The sequence below is a fragment of the Cellulomonas sp. FA1 genome (assembly GCF_000986825.1).
Taxonomy (GTDB): domain Bacteria; phylum Actinomycetota; class Actinomycetes; order Actinomycetales; family Cellulomonadaceae; genus Cellulomonas; species Cellulomonas iranensis.
The window spans coordinates 1632150-1656532 of record NZ_LBMY01000001.1 but is presented as its reverse complement, the minus strand read 5'-3'; the positions used below and the strand labels follow the sequence as shown (position 1 = coordinate 1656532).

At 74.9% G+C, this 24383-nt stretch carries 23 protein-coding genes and 1 tRNA gene; 12 read left to right on the top strand and 12 right to left on the bottom strand.

All coding sequences use genetic code 11. The features are described from left to right. The first annotated feature begins 18 nt into the window (after positions 1-18). The 4 genes from GY42_RS07375 (at position 19) to GY42_RS07360 (ending at position 2676) form a co-directional block, all read left to right on the top strand. Positions 19-963 carry a DMT family transporter gene (locus tag GY42_RS07375; RefSeq protein ID WP_046528843.1) on the top strand — a complete coding sequence of 315 codons (945 nt, stop codon included), beginning with the start codon at positions 19-21 and terminating at the stop codon, positions 961-963. A gap of 72 nt (positions 964-1035) precedes the next feature. Then, a tRNA-Met gene (locus GY42_RS07370) sits at positions 1036-1109 on the top strand. A 175-nt stretch (positions 1110-1284) separates the two neighbouring features. Beyond that, positions 1285-1980, top strand: coding sequence for a PAQR family membrane homeostasis protein TrhA (gene trhA, locus GY42_RS07365; protein ID WP_052748531.1), 696 nt, complete (start codon positions 1285-1287; stop codon positions 1978-1980). A 153-nt stretch (positions 1981-2133) separates the two neighbouring features. Further along, a complete protein-coding gene (locus GY42_RS07360; protein WP_046528842.1) occupies positions 2134-2676 on the top strand; it encodes a hypothetical protein in 543 nt (180 codons plus the stop codon). 57 nt (positions 2677-2733) lie between these two features. Here the strand turns inward: GY42_RS07360 and GY42_RS07355 are convergent, their stop codons facing one another. After that, positions 2734-3276: a hypothetical protein gene (locus GY42_RS07355; protein WP_052748256.1), complete on the bottom strand. Its 543-nt coding sequence runs from the start codon at positions 3274-3276 to the stop codon at positions 2734-2736. A gap of 163 nt (positions 3277-3439) precedes the next feature. Between GY42_RS07355 and GY42_RS07350 the strand changes: the two genes are divergently transcribed. Next, entirely contained in the window at positions 3440-4279 is an 840-nt protein-coding gene (locus tag GY42_RS07350) for a hypothetical protein (RefSeq protein ID WP_152667238.1), read from the top strand. A 58-nt stretch (positions 4280-4337) separates the two neighbouring features. On the opposite strand, the gene GY42_RS07345 is transcribed toward GY42_RS07350, so the two are convergent. After that, positions 4338-4907 (bottom strand): MOSC domain-containing protein, encoded by a 570-nt coding sequence (locus tag GY42_RS07345; RefSeq protein ID WP_046528840.1) that lies wholly within the window; start codon positions 4905-4907, stop codon positions 4338-4340. A 159-nt stretch (positions 4908-5066) separates the two neighbouring features. Here GY42_RS07345 and GY42_RS07340 point away from each other — a divergent pair, with 159 nt between their 5' ends. Further along, positions 5067-6011 carry a DUF808 domain-containing protein gene (locus GY42_RS07340; protein ID WP_046528839.1) on the top strand — a complete coding sequence of 315 codons (945 nt, stop codon included), beginning with the start codon at positions 5067-5069 and terminating at the stop codon, positions 6009-6011. A 33-nt stretch (positions 6012-6044) separates the two neighbouring features. Here the strand turns inward: GY42_RS07340 and yidC are convergent, their stop codons facing one another. From yidC to GY42_RS07315, 5 genes are all read right to left on the bottom strand, one after another. Further along, positions 6045-6899: a membrane protein insertase YidC gene (gene yidC / locus GY42_RS07335; RefSeq protein WP_052748255.1), complete on the bottom strand. Its 855-nt coding sequence runs from the start codon at positions 6897-6899 to the stop codon at positions 6045-6047. Between the two features lie 78 nt (positions 6900-6977). After that, positions 6978-7373 (bottom strand): hypothetical protein, encoded by a 396-nt coding sequence (locus tag GY42_RS07330; protein WP_152667237.1) that lies wholly within the window; start codon positions 7371-7373, stop codon positions 6978-6980. A 79-nt stretch (positions 7374-7452) separates the two neighbouring features. Then, positions 7453-8235 carry an FAD-binding oxidoreductase gene (locus tag GY42_RS07325; protein ID WP_046528837.1) on the bottom strand — a complete coding sequence of 261 codons (783 nt, stop codon included), beginning with the start codon at positions 8233-8235 and terminating at the stop codon, positions 7453-7455. Between the two features lie 9 nt (positions 8236-8244). Beyond that, positions 8245-8892, bottom strand: a complete 648-nt coding sequence (locus tag GY42_RS07320) for a sulfite oxidase-like oxidoreductase (protein ID WP_046528836.1) — start codon at positions 8890-8892, stop codon at positions 8245-8247. Between the two features lie 42 nt (positions 8893-8934). Then, the gene (locus GY42_RS07315) at positions 8935-9387 is read right to left on the bottom strand and encodes a MarR family winged helix-turn-helix transcriptional regulator (protein ID WP_236686741.1); all 453 of its coding nucleotides are present in this window, start codon (positions 9385-9387) and stop codon (positions 8935-8937) included. Between the two features lie 63 nt (positions 9388-9450). Here GY42_RS07315 and GY42_RS07310 point away from each other — a divergent pair, with 63 nt between their 5' ends. Next, the gene (locus tag GY42_RS07310) at positions 9451-9663 is read left to right on the top strand and encodes a hypothetical protein (protein WP_046528834.1); all 213 of its coding nucleotides are present in this window, start codon (positions 9451-9453) and stop codon (positions 9661-9663) included. Between the two features lie 53 nt (positions 9664-9716). Here the strand turns inward: GY42_RS07310 and GY42_RS07305 are convergent, their stop codons facing one another. After that, positions 9717-10610: an inorganic polyphosphate kinase gene (locus tag GY42_RS07305; protein ID WP_046528833.1), complete on the bottom strand. Its 894-nt coding sequence runs from the start codon at positions 10608-10610 to the stop codon at positions 9717-9719. A 1-nt stretch (position 10611) separates the two neighbouring features. Then, positions 10612-11616, bottom strand: a complete 1005-nt coding sequence (locus GY42_RS07300; protein WP_046528832.1) for an SPFH domain-containing protein — start codon at positions 11614-11616, stop codon at positions 10612-10614. Positions 11617-11696: 80 nt separating this feature from the next. Here GY42_RS07300 and GY42_RS07295 point away from each other — a divergent pair, with 80 nt between their 5' ends. After that, the gene (locus GY42_RS07295; RefSeq protein WP_046528831.1) at positions 11697-12395 is read left to right on the top strand and encodes an NUDIX hydrolase; all 699 of its coding nucleotides are present in this window, start codon (positions 11697-11699) and stop codon (positions 12393-12395) included. Between the two features lie 30 nt (positions 12396-12425). Here the strand turns inward: GY42_RS07295 and GY42_RS07290 are convergent, their stop codons facing one another. Further along, a complete protein-coding gene (locus GY42_RS07290; protein ID WP_046528830.1) occupies positions 12426-15887 on the bottom strand; it encodes a bifunctional proline dehydrogenase/L-glutamate gamma-semialdehyde dehydrogenase in 3462 nt (1153 codons plus the stop codon). A gap of 169 nt (positions 15888-16056) precedes the next feature. Between GY42_RS07290 and GY42_RS07285 the strand changes: the two genes are divergently transcribed. Together GY42_RS07285 and GY42_RS07280 are read left to right on the top strand one after the other, a co-directional pair. Further along, positions 16057-16950, top strand: a complete 894-nt coding sequence (locus GY42_RS07285) for a LysR family transcriptional regulator (RefSeq protein ID WP_046528829.1) — start codon at positions 16057-16059, stop codon at positions 16948-16950. A 338-nt stretch (positions 16951-17288) separates the two neighbouring features. Further along, positions 17289-19025 (top strand): AIPR family protein, encoded by a 1737-nt coding sequence (locus GY42_RS07280; RefSeq protein WP_160309402.1) that lies wholly within the window; start codon positions 17289-17291, stop codon positions 19023-19025. A gap of 209 nt (positions 19026-19234) precedes the next feature. Here the strand turns inward: GY42_RS07280 and GY42_RS07275 are convergent, their stop codons facing one another. Continuing rightward, a complete protein-coding gene (locus GY42_RS07275; protein ID WP_046528827.1) occupies positions 19235-19630 on the bottom strand; it encodes a Fur family transcriptional regulator in 396 nt (131 codons plus the stop codon). A gap of 290 nt (positions 19631-19920) precedes the next feature. Here GY42_RS07275 and GY42_RS07270 point away from each other — a divergent pair, with 290 nt between their 5' ends. Continuing rightward, positions 19921-20430 (top strand): hypothetical protein, encoded by a 510-nt coding sequence (locus GY42_RS07270; RefSeq protein WP_160309401.1) that lies wholly within the window; start codon positions 19921-19923, stop codon positions 20428-20430. A 278-nt stretch (positions 20431-20708) separates the two neighbouring features. Next, positions 20709-22262, top strand: coding sequence for a GAF domain-containing protein (locus GY42_RS07265; protein WP_046528825.1), 1554 nt, complete (start codon positions 20709-20711; stop codon positions 22260-22262). Positions 22263-22322: 60 nt separating this feature from the next. On the opposite strand, the gene recD is transcribed toward GY42_RS07265, so the two are convergent. Then, positions 22323-24377, bottom strand: a complete 2055-nt coding sequence (recD, locus tag GY42_RS07260; protein ID WP_442856787.1) for an exodeoxyribonuclease V subunit alpha — start codon at positions 24375-24377, stop codon at positions 22323-22325. Between the last annotated feature and the right edge of the window lie 6 nt (positions 24378-24383).

The window sequence follows — 24383 nt, the reverse complement described above, 5'->3', positions numbered from 1 at the left end:
ACGGGGGATCCTCACGGCATGACGACGGACGGCCGCGTGGCGGCGCAGTACGGGGCAGCGGCCCTCGTGTGGGGCTCGAGCTTCCTGTTCATGAAGGTCGCCCTGGACGGCATGTCGCCCGCGCAGGTCGCGTCCGGGCGGCTGTGGCTGGGCGCGGTCACGCTCGTCGCCGTGATGCTGGTGCTGCGTCGGCCGTGGCCGCGCGGGCCCCGCGCGTGGTGGCACCTAGGGGTGCTGGGCGTGCTGCTGTGCGTGATCCCGTTCCAGCTGTTCGCGTGGGCGGGCCAGCACCTCGCGTCGGGGCTGTCGAGCATCCTCAACGCCACGACGCCCCTGATGACGTCGCTCGCGGTCGCGGCGGTGCTGCCGGCCGAGCGGCTCACGGCTCGGCAGCGCCTGGGCCTGGCCGTCGGCGCGCTCGGTGTGGTGGTCGTCGTCGGCCCGTGGACGTACCTCGGCGACGGCGCGCTCGCGGCGCCGCTGCCCGCCGTCCTCGCGTGCCTCGGCGCGACCGCCTGCTACGGCCTGGGCATGACGTACCTGCGCCGGTTCGTGCGGCCCCTCGGGTTGCCCGCCGAGTCGGTCGCCGCCGGGCAGGTCGTCGTCGCCGCGGCCGTCATGCTGCTCGCCGCGCCCGTGATCGCGACCGGTCCGGTCGCGCTCACGTGGCCGATCGTGCTGGCGATGATCACGCTCGGCGCGCTCGGCACCGGCATGGCGTACGTCTGGAACACCCGGGTGGTGGTCGCGTGGGGCGCGCAGCGCGCGTCGACCGTCACGTACCTGACGCCCGTGGTCGGGGTGCTGCTCGGCATCCTCGTGCTGGGGGAGCGGCTGCACTGGTACGAGCCGGTCGGCGGGGTGCTCGTGGTGCTCGGCGTGGTCGTCGCGCAGGGCGCCGCGCGGGCCCGGGCGGGTGCGGTGCCGGCGGTGCCCGCCGAAGGGGCGGCGGATCGGCCGTGACGGCCGTCACGGCCGATCCGGGCCGCACCGATTTGGAGTCCCCGCGGCCCTGACGTAGAGTTGCAGAGCCGACGCGGGGTGGAGCAGCTCGGTAGCTCGCTGGGCTCATAACCCAGAGGTCGCAGGTTCAAATCCTGCCCCCGCTACAAGATGACGAAGGCCCGGACCGTATGGTCCGGGCCTTCGTCGTGCGTGGTGCGGTCACGTCGGCTGCGGTGCTGCGGGAGACCCGGACGACGCACGCGCCGTCGGTCCCGGCGGCGCTCGGTAGGCTCACGGTCGACAGGACGGCCGGAGGGCGCGTCGCAGGAGAAGGTGGCGGTGGACACGGGCTCGGACCAGGCGTCGGACCTGCGCAGCAGGGACGGCAGCGTGCACGTCACGGACGAGCGCATCAACACCGTCACGCACCTCGTGGCGAGCTGCTTCGCGCTCGTCGGGGCCGCTCTGCTGGTCGTGCAGGCGAGCCTCGGGGGCGACCCGTGGAAGATCGTCGGCGTCGCCGTGTACGGGGCGTCGGTGCTGACGCTGTTCGTCGCGAGCACGCTGCACCACGGCATCGACCGCGGCCCGCGCGTCAACGAGGTGCTGCGCACGCTCGACTACGACTCGGTGTTCCTGCTGATCGCGGGCACCATGACCCCGCTGGTCCTCGTGCTGTTCCGCACCCCCTACGGCTGGACCGTGCTCGGCGCGGTGTGGGCGGTGGCCGTGGCCGGGATCGTGCTGCGCTCGCTCGTGCGGGACCTGCCCAAGTACGTCACCAACACGCTGTACATCGCGCTCGGGTGGATGCCGGTGCTGCTGGTCGGCTCCGGGGTGTCCCTGCCCGCGGGCGCGTACGTGCTCATGGCCGCGGGCGGCCTGCTCTACAGCGTCGGGTTCGTCATCTTCGTCGTCGAGCGGCCCAACCCCGTGCCCGGCGTGCTGGGGTTCCACGAGATCTGGCACGTGCTGGTGGTGCTCGCCGCGGTGCTGCACTACCTGCTCGTGTACCGGTACGTGCTGCCCGCCTGACCACCGCGAGACGGCTCGGAAGCGACGTGTGACCTTCGTCGCGTCTGCCGCATCTCACCCGCCCAGCCGTGGTCGGCAAGGCCGCGACCAGGCACGATGCCTCTCACAGGTGTCCCACAGGATGCCGTCGCCCCCGCAGGAGAGAAGGCCTTCATGACCGCATCGTTCCGTCGCGCCACCGGCTCGCTCGCGCTGGCCGTCGCGCTCACGCTCGGCGTCGCCGCGTGCTCGTCGCCGTCGGACGACGACGCCGGCGCCGACGCGGCGCCGACGCCCGCCGCGACGTCGGCGCAGAGCGACCCGACCCCGGCCGAGACGGCGGAGGAGTCGGCCGGCGGGGACCTCGCGGAGCAGCAGGCGAAGCTCGAGGACATGGTCGCGCAGTCGCAGTCGTCGATCCCGGCGCTGTACGACGCGTTCCCCGGCATGTACTCCGAGATCGCGATCTCCTCGGAGGGGCCCAGCACGCTGGTCTACTCGTACACGTACTCCGAGGACGCGGTCGCCGGTGCCACGGTCGACCAGATGCGCGAGGGTCTGTCGAGCATCGAGTCGATGCTGCAGAGCGGCTGCGAGTCGCAGGTCTTCCCCGTCATGGAGGCCGGCGGCGTCACGGTCGACCCGAAGGTCAAGTACACCTACGCCACGCCGTCCGGCGAGCAGGTCTACGAGTACGTCTGCCAGCCCGCGGCCTGACGTCCGCCGGCACGATGACGGGGCGGTCCGCTGCGGCGGGCCGCCCCGTCGTCGTCCTCAGCGCAACGGGCGGCCCGTGCCGTCCTTGCCGCCGTTGGTGAGCAGGACGATCCCGTCGACCACCGACCAGATCCACACCGCGGGGACGATGAAGAACCCGATGCCCACGAACGTGAGCACGAACCCGACGTACAGGCCGATGAGCTGCGCGAGGCCGAGCCCGATGTTGCCCGCGTACAGCCGGCCGACGCCGCACACGCCGACGAGCGGCAGCAGCAGCGACAGCAGCCCCGCCGTGGTGCGCGACTTCTCCGACCACGGCTGCCCCGACACGGGGTCGACGCCGTACCCGGGCTGCCCGTACGCCGGGTAGCCGTAGCCCGGCGGCGGGTAGCCCGGCTGCCCGTAGCCCGGCTGCCCGTACGGCTGCTGACCCGGCGGCGGCACGGCGTAGCCCGGCTGCGCGGCCGGCAGCCCGGCCACGGGCTCGGCGTAGCCGTACTCCGGCACGGGCGGCGGGTACGCCTGCGCGGGCGGCTGGCGCGACGGGTCCGACGGGTCCGCCGGGCCCGACGCGTAGGGCGACTGCTGATCGGTCATGCGCGGACAGTAGCGCGGGCGACCCCGGGGCCGAGAGTGAGGTGGCCCGGTGGCGACGTGAGGTACCACCCAGGCGCACGGATCGACGGAGAAGGAGTCGGGCGAACGCGACCCACCGGGCGGCGTGACCTGCCAGAGTGACCTGGTCGGAAGGGGTGTTCTGGTGGACCAGTGGTTGTCGCCGTTGCTCGCGTTCGTCGGCGCTGGCTTCGGGTCGGTGCTCGTGTACCGCGCCAGCCGGGATCAGGAGCGGAACCGGCGCGTCGCCGCAGCAATCGAGATGCTGGCGTCCAGCGACCCTCGCCAGCGCGCCCTCGGTCGTGCGCGCGTCGTGCACCTCGGTGGTCCGCGGACCAAGGAGGCCCAGAGGACGACCGAGATCGCGGCCGTCCTCCTTGCTGACGTGCGGGAAGTGTGTCCGCCGGAGGTTCGTCAGCGACTCGCCGCGCTCGACCCCGACGACGAACTCTCCGTGCGGGTCTCGGACGACGGGCGATCACGGGTGCAGGGCGACAGCGTGCTCGTCGCTGCGTCGCTCGTCGACGCTGCGCGCGCGTATGTCGAGGTTGTCGGCGGCCCCGATGCGTCGAGCGATCAGGTGGTGGCGCGGATCGCGGAGGCGGTCGAGATCGGTGCCATCCCTGTCGCCGCCCAGGCCGATACGTCCTCGCCGCCGACGTCCGGCGCCGATGAGGCGCTGCCCGCCGATCAGAAGCTCATCGTCGTGAAGCTGCCTCCGCAGGCAGCCGAGCTCAGCCCTGAGGATCTTCGTGAGCGGGCCCGGAAGGCGTGGCGACTGTCGTTGCAGCGTCTGCGCGCGGAGAAGCCGGTGGGGCTCGTCGCCGTGATCGAGCGCTCGGTGAGGGGCGCCTGGCGGATCGACGGCGTCGAGCCCAGCACCGAGGAGGGGCGGGTCGAGTTCCGGCTGGGCTCACCCATGCCGGAGCTGCTCGGTCGCGCGTACCACGACCCTGGGCAGAATCCCGTCCGTTACTGGCCCTGACGGTGCGCGGTGTCCAGTCGTCGAGCGAGATCGGTGGTGCGCATCGGTACGGCACCTCTTAGGGGAGCCGCGGACGGGGGAGGGCGTCGCCCGCGCGGGCCGGGTCCAGCGGGACGGGGCTGACGAGCACGGCCGGTCCCCGGTGCAGGAGCCCGGTGGTCAGCGGACGGCAGCGCACGCCGCCGCGCCCGCCCCGCAGCGCCGGGTGCGCGCCGGGCGCGAGCACGCGGTCCATCCACGCGCACGGGTTCGCGAAGCGCCCGACGCGCAGCGCGACGGCGTCGCCCCCGGACTCGAGCACCACCTCCCGGCCGACGAGCGGCGTGAGGTGCGCACCGCGCAGCACGACGTTGCGGCGCGCGAGCAGCGGGTCGAACGCCGGCACGCCCAGCTCGGCGGCGACGGCGTCCAGCGCCTCGGCGGCGATCAGCGTGATCGACGCGTCGAGGTGCACCGCCTTGCCGTAGAACCGGTCGCCGACGACGCCCTTGCCGGCGACGACCTCGACACGGTCCGCGTCGGTGGTCGGGACGTCCGCGGCGCCGTCGCGCGGGCGGCCGAAGTACGCGTGCGCGGGTGACACGAGCAGGTGGAGGATCTCCACGTCGTACCGGTACGTGTCGCTCACCCGGCGAGTGTCCCCGAGGTCCGTCGCCGCCGCGCGGTCGCGCGCCGCGGACCGCCGCCCGCACGCGCCGCGGTCGCCGGGTGGGGCCGGGCCCCGCGCGGCCCTACCCTGTGCTTCGGCGCGCGACGGGCGCGGCACCGGGCACGGAGAAGGTGGCACATGGCTGGTGGTCTGGCGGCGCTCCTGGACGACATCGCGGCGCTCGCGAAGCTCGCGGCCGCGTCGGTCGACGACGTGGGCGCGGCGGCCGGCCGCGCGAGCGCGAAGGCGGCCGGTGTCGTCATCGACGACACCGCCGTCACGCCGCGCTACGTGCAGGGCGTCACCGCGCAGCGCGAGCTGCCGATCATCGCCAAGATCGCGCGCGGCTCGCTGCGCAACAAGCTGCTGTTCATCCTCCCGGCCGCGCTGCTGCTCAGCCAGTTCGTGCCGTGGCTGCTCACGCCGATCCTCATGGTCGGCGGCACGTACCTCGCGTTCGAGGGCGCCGAGAAGCTCTGGGAGGCCGTGAGCGGGCACCACGCCGCCAAGCCCGAGGTCACGGCCGCCGAGCAGGGCCCCGAGGCCGAGGGGCGGATGGTGTCGAGCGCGATCCGCACCGACTTCATCCTGTCGGCCGAGATCATGGTCATCGCGCTCAACGAGGTCGCCGACCAGCCGATCGTGTCCCGCGCGATCATCCTCGTGATCGTCGCGCTCGGGATCACGGCCCTCGTCTACGGGGTCGTCGCGCTCATCGTGAAGATGGACGACATCGGCCTGCGGCTCGCGCAGACGCGCAACGGCGCGACCGCGGCGTTCGGGCGCGGGCTGGTCGCGGCGATGCCCAAGGTCCTCGCCGTGCTGTCGACCGTGGGCATCGCGGCGATGCTGTGGGTCGGCGGGCACATCCTGCTGGTCGGCGTGCACGAGCTCGGGTGGGACGGCCTGTACGACGTGGTCCACCACCTCGAGGACGCCGTGCACGGCGTCGCGGGCGTCGGCGGGGTGCTCGCGTGGCTCGTCGAGACCGTCGCGTCGGCGATCATCGGGCTCGTCGTGGGCGCGGTCGTCGTGCTCGTCATGCACCAGGTGCACAAGCGCCGGGGCCGCGCCGCGCACTGAGCCGGGTCCCGGCCGGCGCGCGGCGCACCCCGCTCAGACGCGCCGGCCCGCGCGCCGCCCCGCCCGCCCGGGGTGCGGCAGCACGCGGTTGACGACGAGCTGCTGCCCGACCGACCACAGCGCCGACGTCGCCCAGTACAGGACCACGCCCAGCGGCACGTGCACCGCGGCGACCGCCATGACGAGCGGCAGCACGACGGGCAGCGTCGTGGTCAGGCGGGCCATCGGCACCCCCGGGTCGACCGGCGGGCGGTTGCGCGTCGCGAGCCAGCCCGCGAGCACCTGCCCGCCGCACAGCACGACCGTGAGTGCCACGCCCACGACGAGCGCACCGGTCGACGCCGCGGCACCCAGCGTGCCGGCCAGGGGTGCGCCCCACAGCGTCGCGGCGCCGGCCTGCTGCGCGAGGGCACCGGTGAGGGGGCCGACGCCGCCGTCGTGCCCGAGGCCCGCGAGCGTGAGGTACAGCGCGTACAGCACGGGCGCCTGCGCGAGCGCGGGCAGGCAGCCCGCGAGCGGGCTCGCTCCGGCCTCGCCGAGCAGCGCCTGCTGCTCGGCGACGAGCGCCCGGCGCGACGCGGGGTCGGTGCGCCCGCGGTAGCGGGCCTGCACCTGCTGCAGCCGCGGCTGCACGAGCGCCATGGCGTGGGCGCCGCGCACCTGCCGCACCACGAGCGGCAGCAGCACGACGCGGACGAGGACCACCAGCACGACGACCGCGAGCGACCACGCCGCACCCACGGGGTCGAGACCGAGGGCGGTGAGCACGTCGTGGGACGCCACGAGCACGTGCTCGACGAGGACGCGGATCGGGTGGACGAGGGTGGACACCACGGGGACGGCGACGGGCGCGCCGAGGGGCGCGGCGACGGGGAGGGCGAAGGGCACGGCGGACTCCAGCGAGGACGACGGGACGGGACGACGAGGTCCCGCGCGCCGCGCCCGGTCGGGGCGGTGCCGGAGCGGTCAGACGGTCCGGAGGGCGCGCGGGAGCGTCGTCGCTCCCGGTGCCCGGGGGTGCGGCCGGCCTGCCGCGGTGGGGTCCTGCTGACGCGCGGGCGTGCGCGGTGCGCGTGGGTGGGACGCCGGTGCGGGCCGGGTGCGGGGCAGCGCCCCGAGCAGGACCGCGGCGACCGGGACGAGCAGCGCACCCGCGACGGCCAGGCCGGTCGCGCCGACGGCGGCGACGAGCACGAGCTGCAGCGGTGAGGCGACGGGGTCGCCGAGCGACGTGCCGAGCGCGAGCAGCAGCCCGGCGAGCACAGGCACGAGGACGCCGAGGCGGACCGAGGCGACGGCCGTCAGCGGGGTCCGGGGCGTGCGCGGGGCGTGGCGTGCGCGCGCGGCGTCGGTGCGTGGCACGTGCGTCACCCCTCCCGGTCCGGTCGCACCGCAGCCTACGCGAGGGTCACGGGCCCCCGGCGGCGCGGGGCGGCACGCGTCAGTCCGTCGACGGCCCGAACCGCTCGGCGCGGATCGCGCGCGCCTCGTGCCCCAGCACGAGCAGCAGGCGCGTCATCGCCTCGACGAACGCCGTCGGCCCGCACACGTAGCAGACGGGTGCGAGGTCGGCGGGCCAGCCGTGCTGCGCGACGTCCCGCAGCCCGATGCGCCCGACGGCGCGCGGCGCGTCCGGGGGAGCGGCACGCGTGAACCACACGTCGGACTCGACGCCGTCGAGGCGCGCGCCCGTGAGGTCGTCGAGGAACATCGCGTCGGTCGGCATGCGCACCGAGTACAGGACCCGGAACGGCGTGCGGTCGCCCGCGGCGCGCCGCGCGCGCACCATCGCGACGAGCGGCGTGACGCCCGACCCGCCCGCGAGCAGGAGCACGGGTGCGCCGCCCGCGGCGCCGGGCTCCCACACGAACCACCCGCCGACCGGCCCGCGGACCTCGATCCCGGCGCCGACGGGGAAGTCGTCGACGAGGTAGGGCGACACCTCGCCGCCCGCGACGCGCTGCACCGTGACCTGCACGTGCGTCGGGTGCGCGGGGTCGGTGGGCGCGCTCGCGGAGTAGGCGCGCGTGGCGGTGTACCCGTCGGCGGCCGTCAGGCGCAGGTCGACGTGCTGCCCGGCGCGCAGGCCCGGCCAGGCGGGCACGTCGAGCACGAGCGTGCGTGCCGTGGCGGTCTCGTGCGACGCGTCGACCAGGGTCGCGGTGCGCCAGCCGTGCGCGACCGCGGAGCGCTCGCCGAGCCGGGGGACGTCGGACGTCGTCATCTCGCGCGCTCAGTCGCCCTGGTAGCGCTGCTCGCGCCACGGGTCGCCGTAGTCGTGGTAGCCGTACCGCTCCCAGAACCCGCGCTGGTCGTCGCGCAGCAGCGTGATCGACCGCACCCACTTGGCGGACTTCCACAGGTAGAGGTGCGGCACCAGCAGCCGCGCGGGCCCGCCGTGCAGCGGGTCGAGCGGGCGCCCGTCGTACGTGTGGGCGATCCACGCGCGACCGCCCAGCAGGTCCGCCACGGGCAGGTTCGTGGTGTAGCCGCCGTAGCAGCCGACCAGCGCGTGCTGCGCGGCCGACGGGACGTCCGCGAGCAGCACGTCGAGGCTCACGCCGCGCCAGCGCGTGCCGAACTTCGACCACCGCGTGACGCAGTGCAGGTCGACGACCGCGTCGTCCTGCGGCAGCGCCAGGAGCTCGGCCCACGTCCAGCGCCACGTCGCGTGGTCCTCGGTGCGCACCTCGAGCTGCCAGTGCGCGGTGTCGACGTTCGGCGTCGGCCCGGCGGACAGCACCGGGAAGTCGTGGACCTCGTACTGGCCCGGCGGCAGCGCGACGCCCGACGGGCGCGGGCGCCCGTGGAAGCCGGGGGTCAGGGCCGGGGTGCCGCTCGGGTCGGTGCCCGGTGCGTCGCTCGGGGTCACGGGAGCCATGCAACACCCGATCGGGCGTGCGCCGACAGGGGGTGGGCGAGGTCAGTCGCGCACGCGCTCGCAGGCGTCGATCACGAGCTGCGACGCGCGGCGCACCTCGTCGATCTGCTCGACCGTGAGACCGAGCCGCTCGACCATCGTCGCGGGCACCTGCTCGGCGCGGGCGCGCAGGTCCCGGCCGGCGTCGGTGAGGTCGATGCGCAGCGCGCGCTCGTCGTCCTCGGCGCGCGTGCGCGTCACGAGGCCGAGGGCCTCGAGGCGGCGGACCAGCGGGGACGTGGTCGCGGGCTCGAGGTGCAGGTGGTCGGCGAGGTCGCGCAGGGACAGCGGCGCGTACTGCCAGAGCGCGAGCATCGCGAGGTACTGGGGGTGCGTCAGGCCCAGCGGCTCGAGCACCGGCCGGTAGAAGCCGACGAGGCTGCGTGCGGCGGCCGACAGCGCGAGGCAGACCTGCGCCTCGACCGCGAGCGGGTCGGCGGGCGCGGGCGTGGTCACGCGCCCCATCCTAGGCATGCGATAGTGAGTGCACTGAACATGAGTGCACGAACGGAGTCGGCCATGACCCAGCGCAAGGCCCGGTTCGACGCGACCGCCTGGCTCGCGCGCTACCTGCTCGGCCCCGCGCAGGTCACCGACCCGCGGCGGGCCGGCCGCGAGGTGACCGAGGACGAGCGGGCGCGCGAGGGCGAGCTGCGCGGCGGGTTCGAGCGCGTCGTCGACGCGTCGGGCCGCGTGTACCTCGTCGCGCGCGACGACGCCGACCAGGGCTGACGCGCGCGCCCGCCGTGCCCCGGCAGGCACGGTACGGCGCGGTCACTGCGCGGTCACGGGGCGACGAGCCGCAGCCGCCGGTCGGACACGCCCACGCGCACGGTCTGGCCCCACGTCGCGGTGAGCCGGTCGGCCTCGAGCCCGTCGCCGAACACCACGAGCGCGTCCGACTCGACGACGAGCGCGAGCTCCTGCCGCGCGGCCAGCAGACCCGCCGTGCGGTCGGCGCCGGTCGCCGGCGACGGCCACGCCTCGCGCACGAACCACGCGAGCGCGTCGTCGCCGGGCCCGGGCAGCGGGGGAGCGTCGGTGCGGCCGCGCGCGAGCGACGTCGCCCAGCCCGTCGCGCCCGTGCCGGTGGTCACGACGACGCCCGACGACGACTGCCGCTCGACGCCCTCGGGCGCGGCGAGCCGGTAGCGCGCCGACTGGTGGCCGACGTGCCCGACGTAGACGTCGTTGAGCGCGTCGAGCGCCGAGCCGTCGTCGAGGGTCGCGCGCACGAGCGCGCGCCCCTCGACGACGGCCGTGCCGCGCACGACGTCGCCCAGCACGTGCGCGACCCGGTCGGCGCGGTGCCGCACGAGGACGCCCGCGTTGCGCCCCGGCTCGGGGTCGACGCCCACGACCGGCTGGTCGCGCAGGTACTTCGCGGTGTTGGCGACCAGGCCGTCGGGCCCCACCACGAGGCACACGTCGTCGGGGTCGAACGCGAACCGGTGCAGGTCGCCCCGCTCGACGTCCCCGCGCCGCCAGTCCGCGGGGACGGCCGCGCGCACGGTGCGCAGCGCGTCGGCGAGCGCGTCGTGCCGCGCCTGCACGTCGGCCAGGTCCCGCCCGCGCGTGCGCAGGAAGAACTCGACCTGGCCGCGCGTGCCGTGCCGGTCGACGAGCTCGTCGAGCTCCGAGCGGCGGTGCACGACCACCGCGCGCGGTGCGAGCGTCACGTCACTCGCCCCGCCGGGTCGTGAGCGCCGCCAGGGCGCCCGTGAGCAGGTCGGGCGTGACGGTGACCTGCCCGATCTCCGGCAGGTGCGTCGCGAGCTCGCGCAGCGCGGCCGCGAGCAGCACGTCCTGCGGCACCTCGGCCAGCGCGGCCATGCGGGCGCGCTCGGCGGCGCCGTCCGCCTCGCCCTGCAGACGCGTGGCCTCGGCGTCCGACGTGGCCTGCAGGTGGCGGCGCTCGGCACGGCCGCGGGCCTCGATGAGCCCGGCCGCGGCGGCCTCGTCGGCGCGCGCCCGGGCGTTGGTGCCCTCCTGCGCGACGAGCTGCTGCTCACGGCTCGCGAGCTCGATGCGGTTGCTCAGCTCGTTCTCGGCGATCGCGCGCTCGCGCTCGACGGCCAGCGCGCGCCGCTCGTACGTCGAGCGGTCGGCCTCGGCCTGCGCGGTCTCGCGCGCCGGGGTCTGCAGCGCACGCTCGAGGTCGGCGTCGGCGCGCACCGACCCGACGCGGGCGCCCAGCACGCGCAGCCCGGTCGCGGCGACGCGCTCGTCGGCGACGAGGGCCGCGGTGACGCGGCGCCCCAGCGGGCCGGCGCCCGACGTGACGGCCTCGCGCAGGGTCGCGCCGGCGAGCGCGTCCATGACGTGCCCGGCGGCGAGCTCGCCCAGCAGCCGCCCGACCTGGTCGAGCGGGTTGCCGGTCCACCGGCCGGTCGCGGGGTCGATGCTGAAGTCGAGGCGCTGCGCGACGAGGTCGGGCTCCTCGAAGCGGTAGCTCACGGTGACCTGCGCCGTGACGTCCTGCAGGTCGGCGGTGCGGGCGTGCGCGACGAGCGGCAGCTCGCGGTCGTCGACGGGGACCTCCGAGAGCGCCGCGGTGAGCGGCCGGAACCAGAACGCGAGCCCGACGCCCGAGCGGCGCACGCGGCCGCGGCGCAGCTGGAGCACGTGGGTCGTGGGGGTCGAGCGCAGGTGCCGGACCCCGGGGTAGCGCGTGATGGTCGCCATGTCTCCTCCTCGTGTTGTCGTCACCCTGACGATAAACACGAGGATGGTTTCTCGTCAACGTGACGAGATAAGGTGTCGTCATGGCGACCCGCTACGACCCCGCCGACCACCCGCCGTTCGCGGTGACCGTCGACCTCGTCGTCCTCACGTTGCGCGACGACGCGCTGCACGTGCTGCTCGTCGAGCGCGGCGCCGACCCGTGGCGCGGCCGGTGGGCCCTGCCCGGCGGCTTCGTGCGCCCCGACGAGGGCCTCGACGCCGCCGCCGCGCGCGAGCTCGCCGAGGAGACCGGCGTGCGCGACGTCCCCGGGCACCTCGAGCAGCTCGCGTCCTACGGCGACCCCGACCGGGACCCGCGCATGCGCGTCGTGTCCGTCGCCTACCTCGCGCTCGCGCCCGACCTGCCCGAGCCCCGCGCCGGGAGCGACGCCGCCGGCGCCGCGTGGGTCCGCGTCGACGACGCGCTCGCGCGCCCGCTCGCGTTCGACCACGCGCGCGTGCTCGCCGACGGCGTCGAGCGGGCGCGCGCCAAGCTCGAGTACAGCCCGCTCGCCGCCGCGTTCTGCGCCGACGAGTTCACGGTCGCCGAGCTGCGGCGCGTCTACGAGGCCGTGTGGGGCCGGCCCCTCGACCCGCGCAACTTCCACCGCAAGGTCACCGGCGTGCCCGGCCTGCTCGTCGACACCGGCCGCACGCGCGCCGAGGGACGCGGCCGCCCCGCGGTGCTGTACCGGCGCGGCGACGTCACGACCCTGCACCCGCCGCTCAGCCGCGACTGAGGCCTCGCGGGAAGGCGCCGGGGCGGCCCGTCAGCGCACGACCGGCAGCACGTCGTCCGTCAGCGGGTGCGGCGTGCCGAACCGGTGCGCGGTGACGCTCACCGCCTGCTCGCGCAGGAACGGCAGCAGCTCGACGCGCCCCGCCTCGGTCACCGGGTGGTCCCACACCGCGACGTCCGGACGCCCGCCCGTGGCCGCCGCGACGTCCGCCGCCGCACCGCCGACCAGGCGAACGCGACCGCCGTCGAGGCGCGCGACGCGGGCGGCCCACGCGGCGTCGTCCTCGACGTGCACGGCGCCGAGCGCCGCGACCGCGGCAGCGAGCCGCGCGGGCAGGGCCGCGGGCACCGACACCACGACCGGCGCACCGGCCTCCGCGGCCGCGGCCACGACGCGGACCACGTCCGCGACCGGTGCGCCGTCGGACCGCCGCACCAGCACGGGCGCAGGCACGGGCAGGTGCCGCAGCACGTTGCGCTCGGCCGCCAGGCCGCTCACGTCGCGCGCGGCGAACAGCTCGGCCCACGCGGCGGCGTCGCTGCGCGCGGCCCGCTCGACGCGCTCGGCGTCGGACGCCGGCAGGTCGGCGCGCACCGCCGCGAGCAGGTGCCGCACCGCAGGCGACGTGACGGTCGCCTCCGCCGCGGCGGGCGCCGACGCCCACGAGCCCAGGCCCGCGAGGTAGCTGGGACCGCCGGCCTTCGTGCCGGGGCCGACGGCCGAACGCTTCCACCCGCCGAACGGCTGGCGGCGCACGATCGCGCCCGTGGTGCCGCGGTTCACGTACAGGTTGCCCGCCTGCACGCGCGCGAGCCACGTGCCGATCTCGGCCGGGTCCAGGCTGTGCAGGCCCGAGGTGAGCCCGTAGTCCACGTCGTTCACGAGGTCGATCGCCTCGCCGAGCGTCGCCGCGGTCATGACGCCCAGCACGGGCCCGAAGTACTCGGTCCGGTGCGTGCGCGACCCGCGTGCGACCCCCGTCACGACGCCCGGGGACCACAGCCGCCCCGCGTCGTCGAGGCGACGCGGCGCGAGCGCCCACGCCTGGCCCGGCTCGAGCGTCGTGAGGCCCGTGAGCAGCTTGCCCGCGGCCGGCTCGATCAGGGGGCCGACCTGCGTGCGCGCGTCCTGCGGCAGCCCGACGGCCAGCGACGACACCGCGTCGAGCAGCTGCGAGCGGAACCGGCGCGACGTCGCGACCGACCCCACCAGCACCACGAGCGACGCCGCCGAGCACTTCTGCCCCGCGTGCCCGAACGCCGAGGCCACGACGTCACGCACCGCGAGGTCGAGGTCCGCCGACGGCGTCACGACGATCGCGTTCTTGCCGCTCGTCTCGGCCAGCAGCGGCAGGTCGGGGCGGAACGAGCGGAACAGCTCGGCGGTCTCGTACGCGCCCGTGAGCACCACGCGGTCGACGGCGGGGTGCGCGACGAGCGCGCGGCCCAGGGCGTCCTCGTCGACCTGCACCAGCCGCAGCACGTCGCGCGGGACGCCCGCGTCCCACAGCGCCTCGGCGAGCACCGCGCCGCAGCGCTCGGCCGGCCCGGGGGGCTTGAGCAGCACCGCCGAGCCCGCGGCGAGCGCCGCGAGCGTCGACCCCGCCGGGATCGCGACCGGGAAGTTCCACGGCGGCGTGACCAGCGTGAGCGCCGCGGGCACGAACGTCGCGCCGTCGACACGGTCGAGCCCGCGCGCGAGCTCGGCGTACCAGTGCGCGAAGTCGACCGCCTCGGAGACCTCGGGGTCGCCCTGGTCGACGGTCTTGCCGGCCTCGGCCGCCATGACCTCGAGCAGCGCCCCGCGGCGGGCCTCGAGCGCGTCCGCCGCGCGGTCCAGCACGGCCGCGCGCTCGGCCGCCGGGCGCGCGCCCCACGCCTCGCCGGCCCGGCGCGCGTCACGGACCAGCGCGTCGAGCACGCCGGCGTCGTCGACGCGTGCCGCGCCGGCCCCCGCGGCACCGAGCGTCGATCCGGGGACGCGCGCGAGCACGTCGCGCACCCACGCGCGGTGCTCGCGCACCGCGGGGTCCGTGTCGGGCGTGTTCGTGAACGCGCCGGGCGCCGACGGCGGCACCGCGGCGTGCCGGTCGGGGACCCGGTGGCGCTCGGGCGCGGGCGCGTCGACGTCGCGCAGCGCCGCGAGGAACCGCTCGCGCTCGCGCTCGAACAGCGCGTCGTCGTCGGCGAGGTCGAACACCGCGGACATGAAGTTCTCGCTCGACGCGCCCTCCTCGAGGCGCCGCACGAGGTACGCGATCGCGACGTCGAACTCCCGGGGCGCGACCACCGGGGTGTAGAGCAGCAGCCCGCCGACGTCGCGGCGCACGGCCTCGGCCTGGCCGGGCGCCATGCCCAGCAGCATCTCGACCTCGACGCCGTGCCGCACGCCGCGCTCGCCCGCGAGCAGCCACGCGTGCGCGACGTCGAACAGGTTGTGCCCCGCGACGCCCAGGCGCACGTTCGCGATCCGCTCGGGGGTGAGCGCCCAGTCGAGCACGCGCTTGTAGTGCGCGTCGGTCTCCCGCTTGCTGCCCCACGTGGCCAGCGGCCAGCCGTGCACCTCGGCCTCGACGCGCTCCATCGGCAGGTTCGCGCCCTTGACGAGCCGGACCTTGATGCCGGCGCCGCCCGCGGCCCGGCGCCGTGCGGCCCAGTCCTGCAGCCGCTGCATCGCCGGCAGCGCGTCCGGCAGGTACGCCTGCAGCACGATCCCCGCCTCGAGCGTGCGCAGCGACGGGCGGTCGAGCAGGCGCGTGAACACCTCGACCGTGAGGTCGAGGTCCTTGTACTCCTCCATGTCGAGGTTGACGAACCGGGGCGTCGGGGCCGACGCGGCCTGCTCGAACAGCGGCGTCAGGTGGGCGACCACGTCCTCGACGGCTGCGTCGAACGCCCACGGCGCGTGCGGCGCGACGACCGACGACACCTTGACGGACACGTAGTCGACGTCGTCGCGCGCGAGCAGTCGCCGCGTGCCCGCGAGGCGACGCTCGGCCTCGCGGCGCCCCAGGACGGCCTCGCCGAGCAGGTTGACGTTGAGGCGCACGCCGTCACGGCGCAACCGCGCGACAGCCGGGCCCAGGCGCCGGTCGGTCGCGTCGACCACGAGGTGGCCGACCAGGTGCCGCAGCACGCGTCGCGCGACGGGCACGACGACGTCCGGCAGCGCGGGGGCGAGCGCGCCGCCGAGCCGGACCGCGGCGCGCAGGTGCGGCGCGAGGAACCGCGGCGGGCGTGCGGCCAGCTCGCGCAGCCGGTGCGCGGCGACGCGCGTGTCCTCGGGTCGCACGACGCCGTCGACGAAGCCGACCGCGAACGCCAGGCCGTCGGGCTCGCGCAGCAGCGCCGCGAGGTGCGCCGCGGCGGGGTCGACGGGGTGCCGCGCGGCCTCGCGCAGCCAGCGCCGCACCAGCGCGACGACCTCGTCGGCGTGGTCGGCGGCAGGGTCGCGGTCGGTCGTGCCGTCGGGGTGGGTCGCCGTGCCGGTCATCGTGTCCTCGCTGCCGCTGCGTCGTCCCGCCGGTGCCGGCCGGGTGTGGCGTCAGTATCGGGAGCGGTGAGTCGTCAGGGGAAGCGACCGTTTCTCACCGATACTCGTCAGATCTGCTGAACGGTGCCCGGGCGTCCCGCGCCGGGCCGCGTCACCGCCGGAGGCCGCCGTGCTGGACCTGCGCCGTCTCGTCATCCTGCGCGAGGTCGCCGTGCGCGGCACGCTGGCGGCCGCCGCGCAGGCGCTCAGCTACAGCCCGTCCGCCGTGTCGCAACAGCTCACGCAGCTCGAGCGTGAGGCCGGCGTGCCCCTGCTGCGCAAGGTCGGCCGGGGCGTGCGGCTGACCCCGCAGGCGCTCGTGCTCGTCGAGGCCGCCGAGGCCCTGCTCGACACCGTCGAGCGCACCGAGGCCGCGCTCGCGGCGTCGCTCACCGAGGTGCGCGGCACCGTGCGCGTCGCGGTGTTCCAGTCCGCCGCGCTCGCGCTCATGCCCGCCGCGCTGCGCCGCGCGGCGGACGAGCACCCGCAGGTGCGGGTCGAGATGGTGCAGCGCGAGCCCGCGCAGGCGCTGCACGACACGTGGGCGCGCGACTTCGACCTCGTCGTCGCCGAGCAGTACCCCGCGCACGCAGCGCCGTGGCTGCCGGGCCTGGACCGCCGCGACCTCGTCACCGACCCGCTGCGGCTCGCGCTGCCACCCGTCGGCGTCACGCGCGAGCGCGTCCGTGACCTCGCCGACGCCGCGCGCGTGCCGTGGGTCATGGAGCCGCGCGGCACCGCGTCGCGGCACTTCGCCGAGGAGACGTGCCGCGCGGCCGGGTTCGAGCCCGACGTGCGGTACGAGACCGCCGACCTGCAGGCGCAGATCCGGCTCGTCGAGTCCGGCAACGCCGTCGCGATCCTGCCGGGGCTGGTGTGGCGCGAGCGGACGACGACGTGCCGGCTCGTGCCGCTGCCGGGCGACCCGCACCGCACGGTGTTCACGTCGCGTCGCGACGCGGCGGCCGGGGCGCCCGCGGTCGAGGCGTTCCGGGCCGTGCTGGAGGCGGTCGCAGTGAGCTGATGGATGACCAGGGCTCTTGGGAGTGCCGCCAGCCTCGGCCGGGCACGTGTTGCGTCGATCCTGGGCGTTCAGCCCCGCGGATGGCGGTGTCGTCTGTCGTGTTCTCTAGCGCCGCTGGCGGCACTCAGGGCACGTCGCTGGTGGACACGCTGCATCGGCGTTGCCATTAACACTGGGTGCGGCTCGTGAGTACCCGATCGGTCTCGAAGGCGCGAGTGTCGACAGGTCGTGCCTGCCGCAACCCCGGATGAGTGCGCTTCACCCGTCAAACACCCACGCGCGACCGATGGGTCGATGTACGCTCCACGACTATGGCGCGACTTAGTGCACTCGAGGTCTTGGCGGGGCGGGACGATCTTGCCGATTACGGAGATAATGCCGTACTGCTGTTTGCTCTTGAGTTGGCGGTTGCGGTTGACGACATTCACTCAGTGGCGTCGACGGCCCTAACCGACTGTTCGAACGACAAGTCCTGTGATCTTCTCTGGGTTGACCGCGACACCGGACGTGCCATCCTTGCGCAGGGTTATATGAGCCAGCGAAGCCGTGCTTCGGCGCCTTCGTCAAAGGCCGCGTCTCTGCATCAGGCCGTCGGATGGATACTGGGGCGAAAGCGCGACGGAGTTCCCGATCAGCTCCAGTCTGCTGCTGACGAGTTGTGGGCCGCGATGGATGAAGGTGAGATACGGTCGATCGAACTATGGTATTGCCACAACCTTCCAGAGTCGAGCAACGTCAGGCATGAGATCGACTCCACTGTCAACTCAGCCAAGGCCTTGACGGCGCAGCACTGGCCAAAGATCGACCTCGAGATTTCGGGCAGAGAGATAGGTGCGACGTCTCTAGACGAAATGTTTGCCGCTACGCAACTCGACATCGCTGTCGAGGACTCATTTGAATTCCGAATTCCCGGGTACTTCACGGAGGATGGTAAAGATTGGGATGCCTTGTGCACAACGATCTCCGGACGGACGCTGCACGATCTCTATCAGAACCATAAGTCAATGCTCTTCGCCTTAAATGTGCGCGATTACCTGGGGCTTATCAAGTCCGACAAGAATATTAACAGCAACATGCGCGCCTCGGCTGTCGAGCAACCGGATCGCTTCTTCGCCTACAACAACGGGCTGACAATTCTGACCCGGGAGTGGAGCGTCCGACGCAGCGGGCGACACTTCATTTTGAAGATTGACGGCGCTTCGATCGTAAATGGTGCTCAAACCACTGGGGTGCTTGGCAATATTCAAGAGAGCGAGTCCGGCGCGCTGGATACTGTCCGCGTTCTGGTGCGATTTGTTAAGTCTGCCGACCGTGCTGTTCTCGAGAAGATCATTGAATACAATAATAGTCAGAACCGCGTTGAGGCCGCCGACTTTCGTTCGAATGATGCAACTCAGGACAGGTTGCGGCGGGAGTTTTCGAGCATTCCAGAAGCAGACTATCGCGGTGGTCGGCGTGGCGGCGCGCGTGACGTCATCGAGCGCCCGGCGAATCTGATCTCCACCAAGACGGCGGCGCAGGCGCTGGCGTGTTTTCATGGGAGCCCGGAAGCGGCGTACCACGAGATTGGCAGAATCTGGTCGGACAATGACTACTATCTCCGCACCTTTGATCCGAAGGTGACGGCACGACACGTCGTTTTCTGCTACTCACTCTTGAAATCCATCGAGTCGCACAAAGCACTTCTAACAGAAAAGCAGGACCGCACGTCTCGAGACGAGCAGGTCTTGGACTTTCTTCGACTCCGCGGCGGCGGCTTCATGCTGGCTTCCGCGATCGCCGCAAACATGGAGTCGATCGCTGAGATTGCCATCGCGAATCCTTGGGGACTTCGATTTCGAGAGAACCTATCGCCGGCACAGGCCGTTTTGCGCTGGCAGCCCGTGGTGTCTTCGCTTGCTTCGTTTAGTTCCACTCTGCGCGGAGCTGTGGTGCCGAACTTCCGCACGCGGCCGCGAATCGAGTCGGCGCTTGACGAGTTCTCGAACCAGCTTTCAGCGCTCATTTCCCTGAGCGAAGGCGCGTTCGCGGATTTTGCATCTCGCGTAGAGTATGCCGCGGCGGTGGAGCACTGACGCTCGGCTCGGCGGCTCGCGCTTGAGAGTTCTCCCATGAGACGTCCATGTTGCATTGTTCGCACACTCCTCGAATGATGAGCGCCACGCCAAGGATTGGGTTCTCATCTCCTAGTTAATTGGGTGCGGGCATCGGGTCTGAGGGTGCTTGTGATCGGTGCTTTGTGGTGTCTGGTGCCGATCGTCGAGGATGGAATGCAACGAGGGTGCTAATTCTGCGCGCACTCCTGGCACGTCCCGAGGAAGTCGATCGAGTGCTCGACGTCTGTGAAGTCGTGCGTCGACGCCAGCGCCTCGACGAGCTGCTCGAGCTCGGGGGCCGCGACGTCGACCGTGCGTCCGCACACCCGGCACACGAGGTGGTGGTGGTGCTCGCTGCGCGGCTCGCACCGCAGGTACGTGTGCTCGCCGTTGGGCTGCAGCATGACCTCGAGCGCGCCCTGCTCGGCCATCGCGTTGAGCGTCCGGTACACCGTGGCCAGGCCGATCTCGTGACCGCGCTGCTGCAGCAGCTGGTGGATCTGCTGCGCGCTGCGGAACTCCTCGACGTCCTCCAGCAGCTCGCCGATCGCGACGCGCTGCTTGGTGACCCGCTGGCCGATCATGCGTGGACCTCCCGATCGTGGCCCGGACCCTGCCGTTGCCCGGAATCGTTCTCAACGAGACACCGTAGTTGAGAATTCCAGGGCGACCGACGCGAGCCGCTCGTGCCGGACGGCGTGCCCGTAGGCTGCGGCCGACCGTCGCCCGGCTCGTCCGTGGCGCGCGACGACGAGAGGAGCGCCACGTGCCGACCCCGCGCCCGGGCCGCAGCGGTGCCGCGCCGCACGTGGGCCACGATGCGACCTCCGGGTGGGAACCGACGCCGACCGGCGAGGTCCTGCGCTTCGCAGCCGTGCCGGCGCGCCTACGCACGCTCGCGCTCGCGGTCGCCGCTGCCGTCCTCGCCGGCGGTGCGGTGCTGACCGCCGCGGCCGTGCTCCTCGCCGGGCGCGACTCCGCCGCGGGGCGCCTCGTGGTCGTCGCCGGCGCGCTGCTGCTCTGCCTGCCCCTCGTCGCCGCCGTGACGCTGCCGTTCCGGTGGCGCACGGTGCCGTGCACCGCCACGGCCGGCGAGGACGCGCTGGTGGTCGCGATCGGCGACCGGACGCTGCGGGTCGCGTGGGACGAGGTCGACGACCTCGTCTGGCGGACGGGGACCGAGTACGCGCGTGTGGTGCTGCGCGCCGGCGCGACCCGGGTGTCCCTGCTGGTCGGCGTCGCACGCCCCCTGCCGGGGCGCGCGGCCGCCTTGGCGCCCCTCGGGCCCGGTGCGGTGCGTGCGCTCGCGGCGGCGGGCACCGCGGCCGGGACGCGACGCCCGGGTCACGTGCGGTACCGGCGGGTGAGACCCCGCGCGGCCTGAGACGTCTCGTTCCGCGTGACCCGTGTGACCCGTCCGTGTGCGGCGCGGCCGGCTTGCGGTGGTTCCGCCCGGTCGCGCATCTGCCTGCGTTCGGCCGAGCGGTGGAACCTCCGGGCCGGGACGTGCGTGGGAAGGCCGACCCGGTGTGCACAGCGCATCCTGACCGGGCGCCCCACCCGTGGCGCACCCGCCACCAGCGCGCACGAGCACCCGACCGGGCGCGCGCGGGTCGCCTCAGCCCCTGTCGCCCAGCCCGGCCGACGCCCGAAGGACTCGCCATGATCCGCTCCGCCACCCGATCGCACACCGCCCGGCTCGCCGCCGAGGCCGAGGCCGCCCGCGCCGACGTCCGCGCGATCACGCGGCTGGTCGACGCGCTCGCGGGCGTCCGCGACGTGACCGCGGGCCTCACCGCCGCCGTCACCGTGGTGCGCGAGCAGCTCGGCTGGGCGTACGCGTCGGCGTGGACCGTCGACGCCGAGGTGAGCGCGCTGCGGTTCGTCGCCGAGTCCGGCGACGCCGGGGAGGAGTTCCGCCGCGTCACGCGCACCGCCACGTTCCCCGAGGGCGTCGGGCTCGCCGGGCGCGCGTGGCGCGAGCGCCGGCTCGTCGCCGTCGACGACCTCGCCGAGCTCACCGACTGCGTGCGCGCACCCGTCGCGCGGGCCGCGGGCGTCCGGTCGGCCGTGTGCGTGCCGCTGCTCGCCGAGGGCGAGGTCATCGGCACCATGGACTTCTTCTCGACCGAGGTGCTCGAGCTCACCGCCGAGCGGCGCGCCGTCCTCGAGGCCGTCGCGGTCGTCGCGTCGCAGGCGCTCGAGCGCGTCGTCGTGGCGCGCCGGCAGGCCGAGGCCGAGGCCGACACGAACGCCAGCACCGCCGTGCTGCACGCCGTCTCGGGCGCGTCCACCGCCCAGGACGCGCTCGCGGGCGCGCTCGACACGATCCGCACCGGCTTCGGCTGGGCCTACGGCTCGTACTGGGCCGTCGACGAGAAGGACCGCGTGCTGCGGTTCGTGCAGGAGTCCGGCGACGCGGGGGCCGAGTTCCGGCGCGTCACGCGCGAGGCCACGTTCGCCGAGGGCGTCGGGCTCGCGGGGCGCGCCTGGCGGTCCCGCGACCTCGTGTTCGTGCCCGACCTCGCCGAGGTCACCGACTGCGTCCGCGCGCCCGTCGCGCGCGCCGCCGGCGTGCAGTCCGGCGTGTGCCTGCCGATAGTGGTCGACGGCCAGGTGCTCGGCACCATGGACTTCTTCGTCCTCGAGCGGATCGACCTCACGCCCAGCCGGCGGGCCGCGCTGCAGGACACCGCCTACCTCATCGGCCAGGCGCTCACGCGCTTCACCGCGGCCGAGCAGCTGCAGACCGCGGGGCGCGAGCTCGTCGCGTCGATCGAGGAGGTCGAGCGCAACGTCCTGGCCGCGACCACGGTCGCGGGCGAGGGGCAGCGCCTCGTGCAGGCCGCGGACGACGACGTCGCCGGGCTCGGCCGGTCCAGCGAGGAGATCGGCCAGGTCGTGCGGACCATCGGCACGGTCGCGGCGCAGACCAACCTGCTCGCGCTCAACGCGTCCATCGAGGCCGCGCGCGCCGGCGACGCCGGGCGCGGGTTCGCGGTCGTCGCCAACGAGGTCAAGGAGCTCGCCGACCAGACGGCGCGCGCGACCACCGAGGTCGGCAGCCGGGTCGCCGAGATCCAGCGCCAGGTCGCCGCGACCGTCACCGCGCTCGCGGGCATCCGCAGCATCGTCGAGGAGATCAACGGCACGCAGCAGGTCATCGGCGCGGTGCTCACCGAGCAGGTCGCGGTGACGCGCTCGATCCTCGGCTGACCGGGGGCCTCGGACGGCGTCCCCGCGCGGCGGACCGGGCGTCCCCGCGGCCGCCGCGCGTCAGCGGTCGAACCGCAGCCCGCTCGCACGGCGCACGGGACGCTCGACGGCCGCGCGCACGGCGTCGCCCGACCCGACGACCCGCACGTGCTCCCGCGCGCGCGTGATCGCCGTGTAGAGCAGCTCGCGCGTCAGCAGCGGCGACGACGCAGGGGGCAGCACCACCGTGACCGACGTGAGCTGGCTGCCCTGCGCGCGGTGCACCGTCATCGCGTGCACGGTCTCGACCGCGGGCAGCCGGTGCGGGCGCACCAGCCGCGGCGCGGCCGGGTCGCCGAACGCCGCGACGACCCCGCCGTGCCCGTCGGCCACCACGACGCCCGTGTCGCCGTTCGACAGGCCCGTCGTGCGGTCGTTGGTCGTGACGAGCAGCGGCCGCCCCGCGGGCCACGCCCCCGGGGCCGGGTCGTGCGTCGCGTCCTCGACCCACCGCTGCGCGAGCGCCGCCCAGCGCGCGACGCCCGCGGGCCCGCGCCGGTGCGCGAGCAGCAGGCGGTGCTCGCCGAGCGCCGCGAGCGCGCCCGCCGCGTCCCCGGCCCGCGCGGCCGCGACGACGCGCGCCCCCGTGGTCGCGACGGCGTCGCGCACGGCCGCGACCTCGGCGTCGGTCGGCACGTCGCCCGCGGGCTCGACGAGCGACCAGTGCGCGCCGGGCGTGCGCAGCAGCGCGAGCGCCGCGTCCGCGTCGCCGCGGCGCACCGCGTCGGCCAGGACGCCCAGGTCGTGGCCGAACCGGTGCGGCACGACGAGCCGCACGACGCCCGCGTGCAGCGCCGCCGCGTCGCGCGCGCCGTCGTTCGGCGGCTCGGGGGCGTCCGAGGGGGCCGGCGACCCGGCGGGCCCACCTGGTGGCGGTGCGGTCGGGACGTCGTCCGGCAGGAGCGTCGCGAGCCTCGCGGGCAGCGGACCGGGCGGCGCCGGCCGCGCCACGAGGTCGCCGAGCACGGCGCCGACCTCGACCGACGCGAGCTGGTCGGGGTCGCCGACGAGCACGAGCCGCGCGTCGGGGCGCAGCGCGTCGAGCACGCGCGCCAGCAGCGGCAGCGACACCATCGACGCCTCGTCGAGCACGACCATGTCGTGCGGGAGCCGGTGCGTGCGGTCGTGCGCGAACCGCGTGCTCGACGGTCGCCAGCCCAGCAGACGGTGCACGGTCGAGGCGGTGAGCCGCGCGGTCGCCGCGGCGACGGGCGCCGCGACCTCGTCCACCTGCGCGCCGCCGCGCACCTCGTCCTCGCGCGCGAGCCGGTCCAGCTCGGCCGTCACGGCCTCCTGCAGCCGGGCCGCCGCGCGCCCCGTCGGCGCCGCGAGCGCGACCCGCAGCCCGGGGCCGTGCACGTCGCGCAGCACCGCGACCAGGCGCGCGACCGTCGTCGTCTTGCCCGTGCCGGGACCGCCCGTGAGCACCGTGAGCCGGGACAGCGCCGCCGTCGCGGCCGCGACCCGCTGGCGCGCGTCCCGGGGGCCGGGGAACCGCGCGGCCACGGCGGCCCGCAGCGCGGCGTCGTCGACGGGCAGCACGCCGCCCAGTCGGGCGTCCACCTCGCGGCGCACCACCTGCTCGTCGCGCCAGTACCGGTCGAGGTAGACGCGGCCGTCGACCCAGCGCACCGGCCGGTCCGCGGGCCCGTCGGGGCCGTCGGCGACCAGCGGGCTGCGCCGCACCGCGGCCGTCCAGGCGTCGTGCGCGGGCCACGGCAGCGGCACGTCGGGCGGCGGTACGTCGGGTGCGTCGGGCGAGCCCTCGGCCACGAGCGACGGCGCGTCGGCGAGGTCGACGCACACCGACCCCGCCCGCACCGCGCGGACCGCGAGGGCCGCGGCGAGCAGCACCGTCGCGTCGTCCTCGCCGGTCAGCGCGCCGAGCCGCTCCGCGACCCGCACGTCGGCCGACGTCAGCACGCCCGCCGTGGCGAACGTCGCGAGCAGCGGGCCCGCGCGCCACGGCCGCCGGGGGTCGCCAGGATCGGGTGCGGGGGCGACCACCGCGGCGGTCGTCGCGCCGGGCGCCGTACGGTCCGGCGCCGCCCCGTCCACCGTGGCCGCGTTCACCACCGCGCC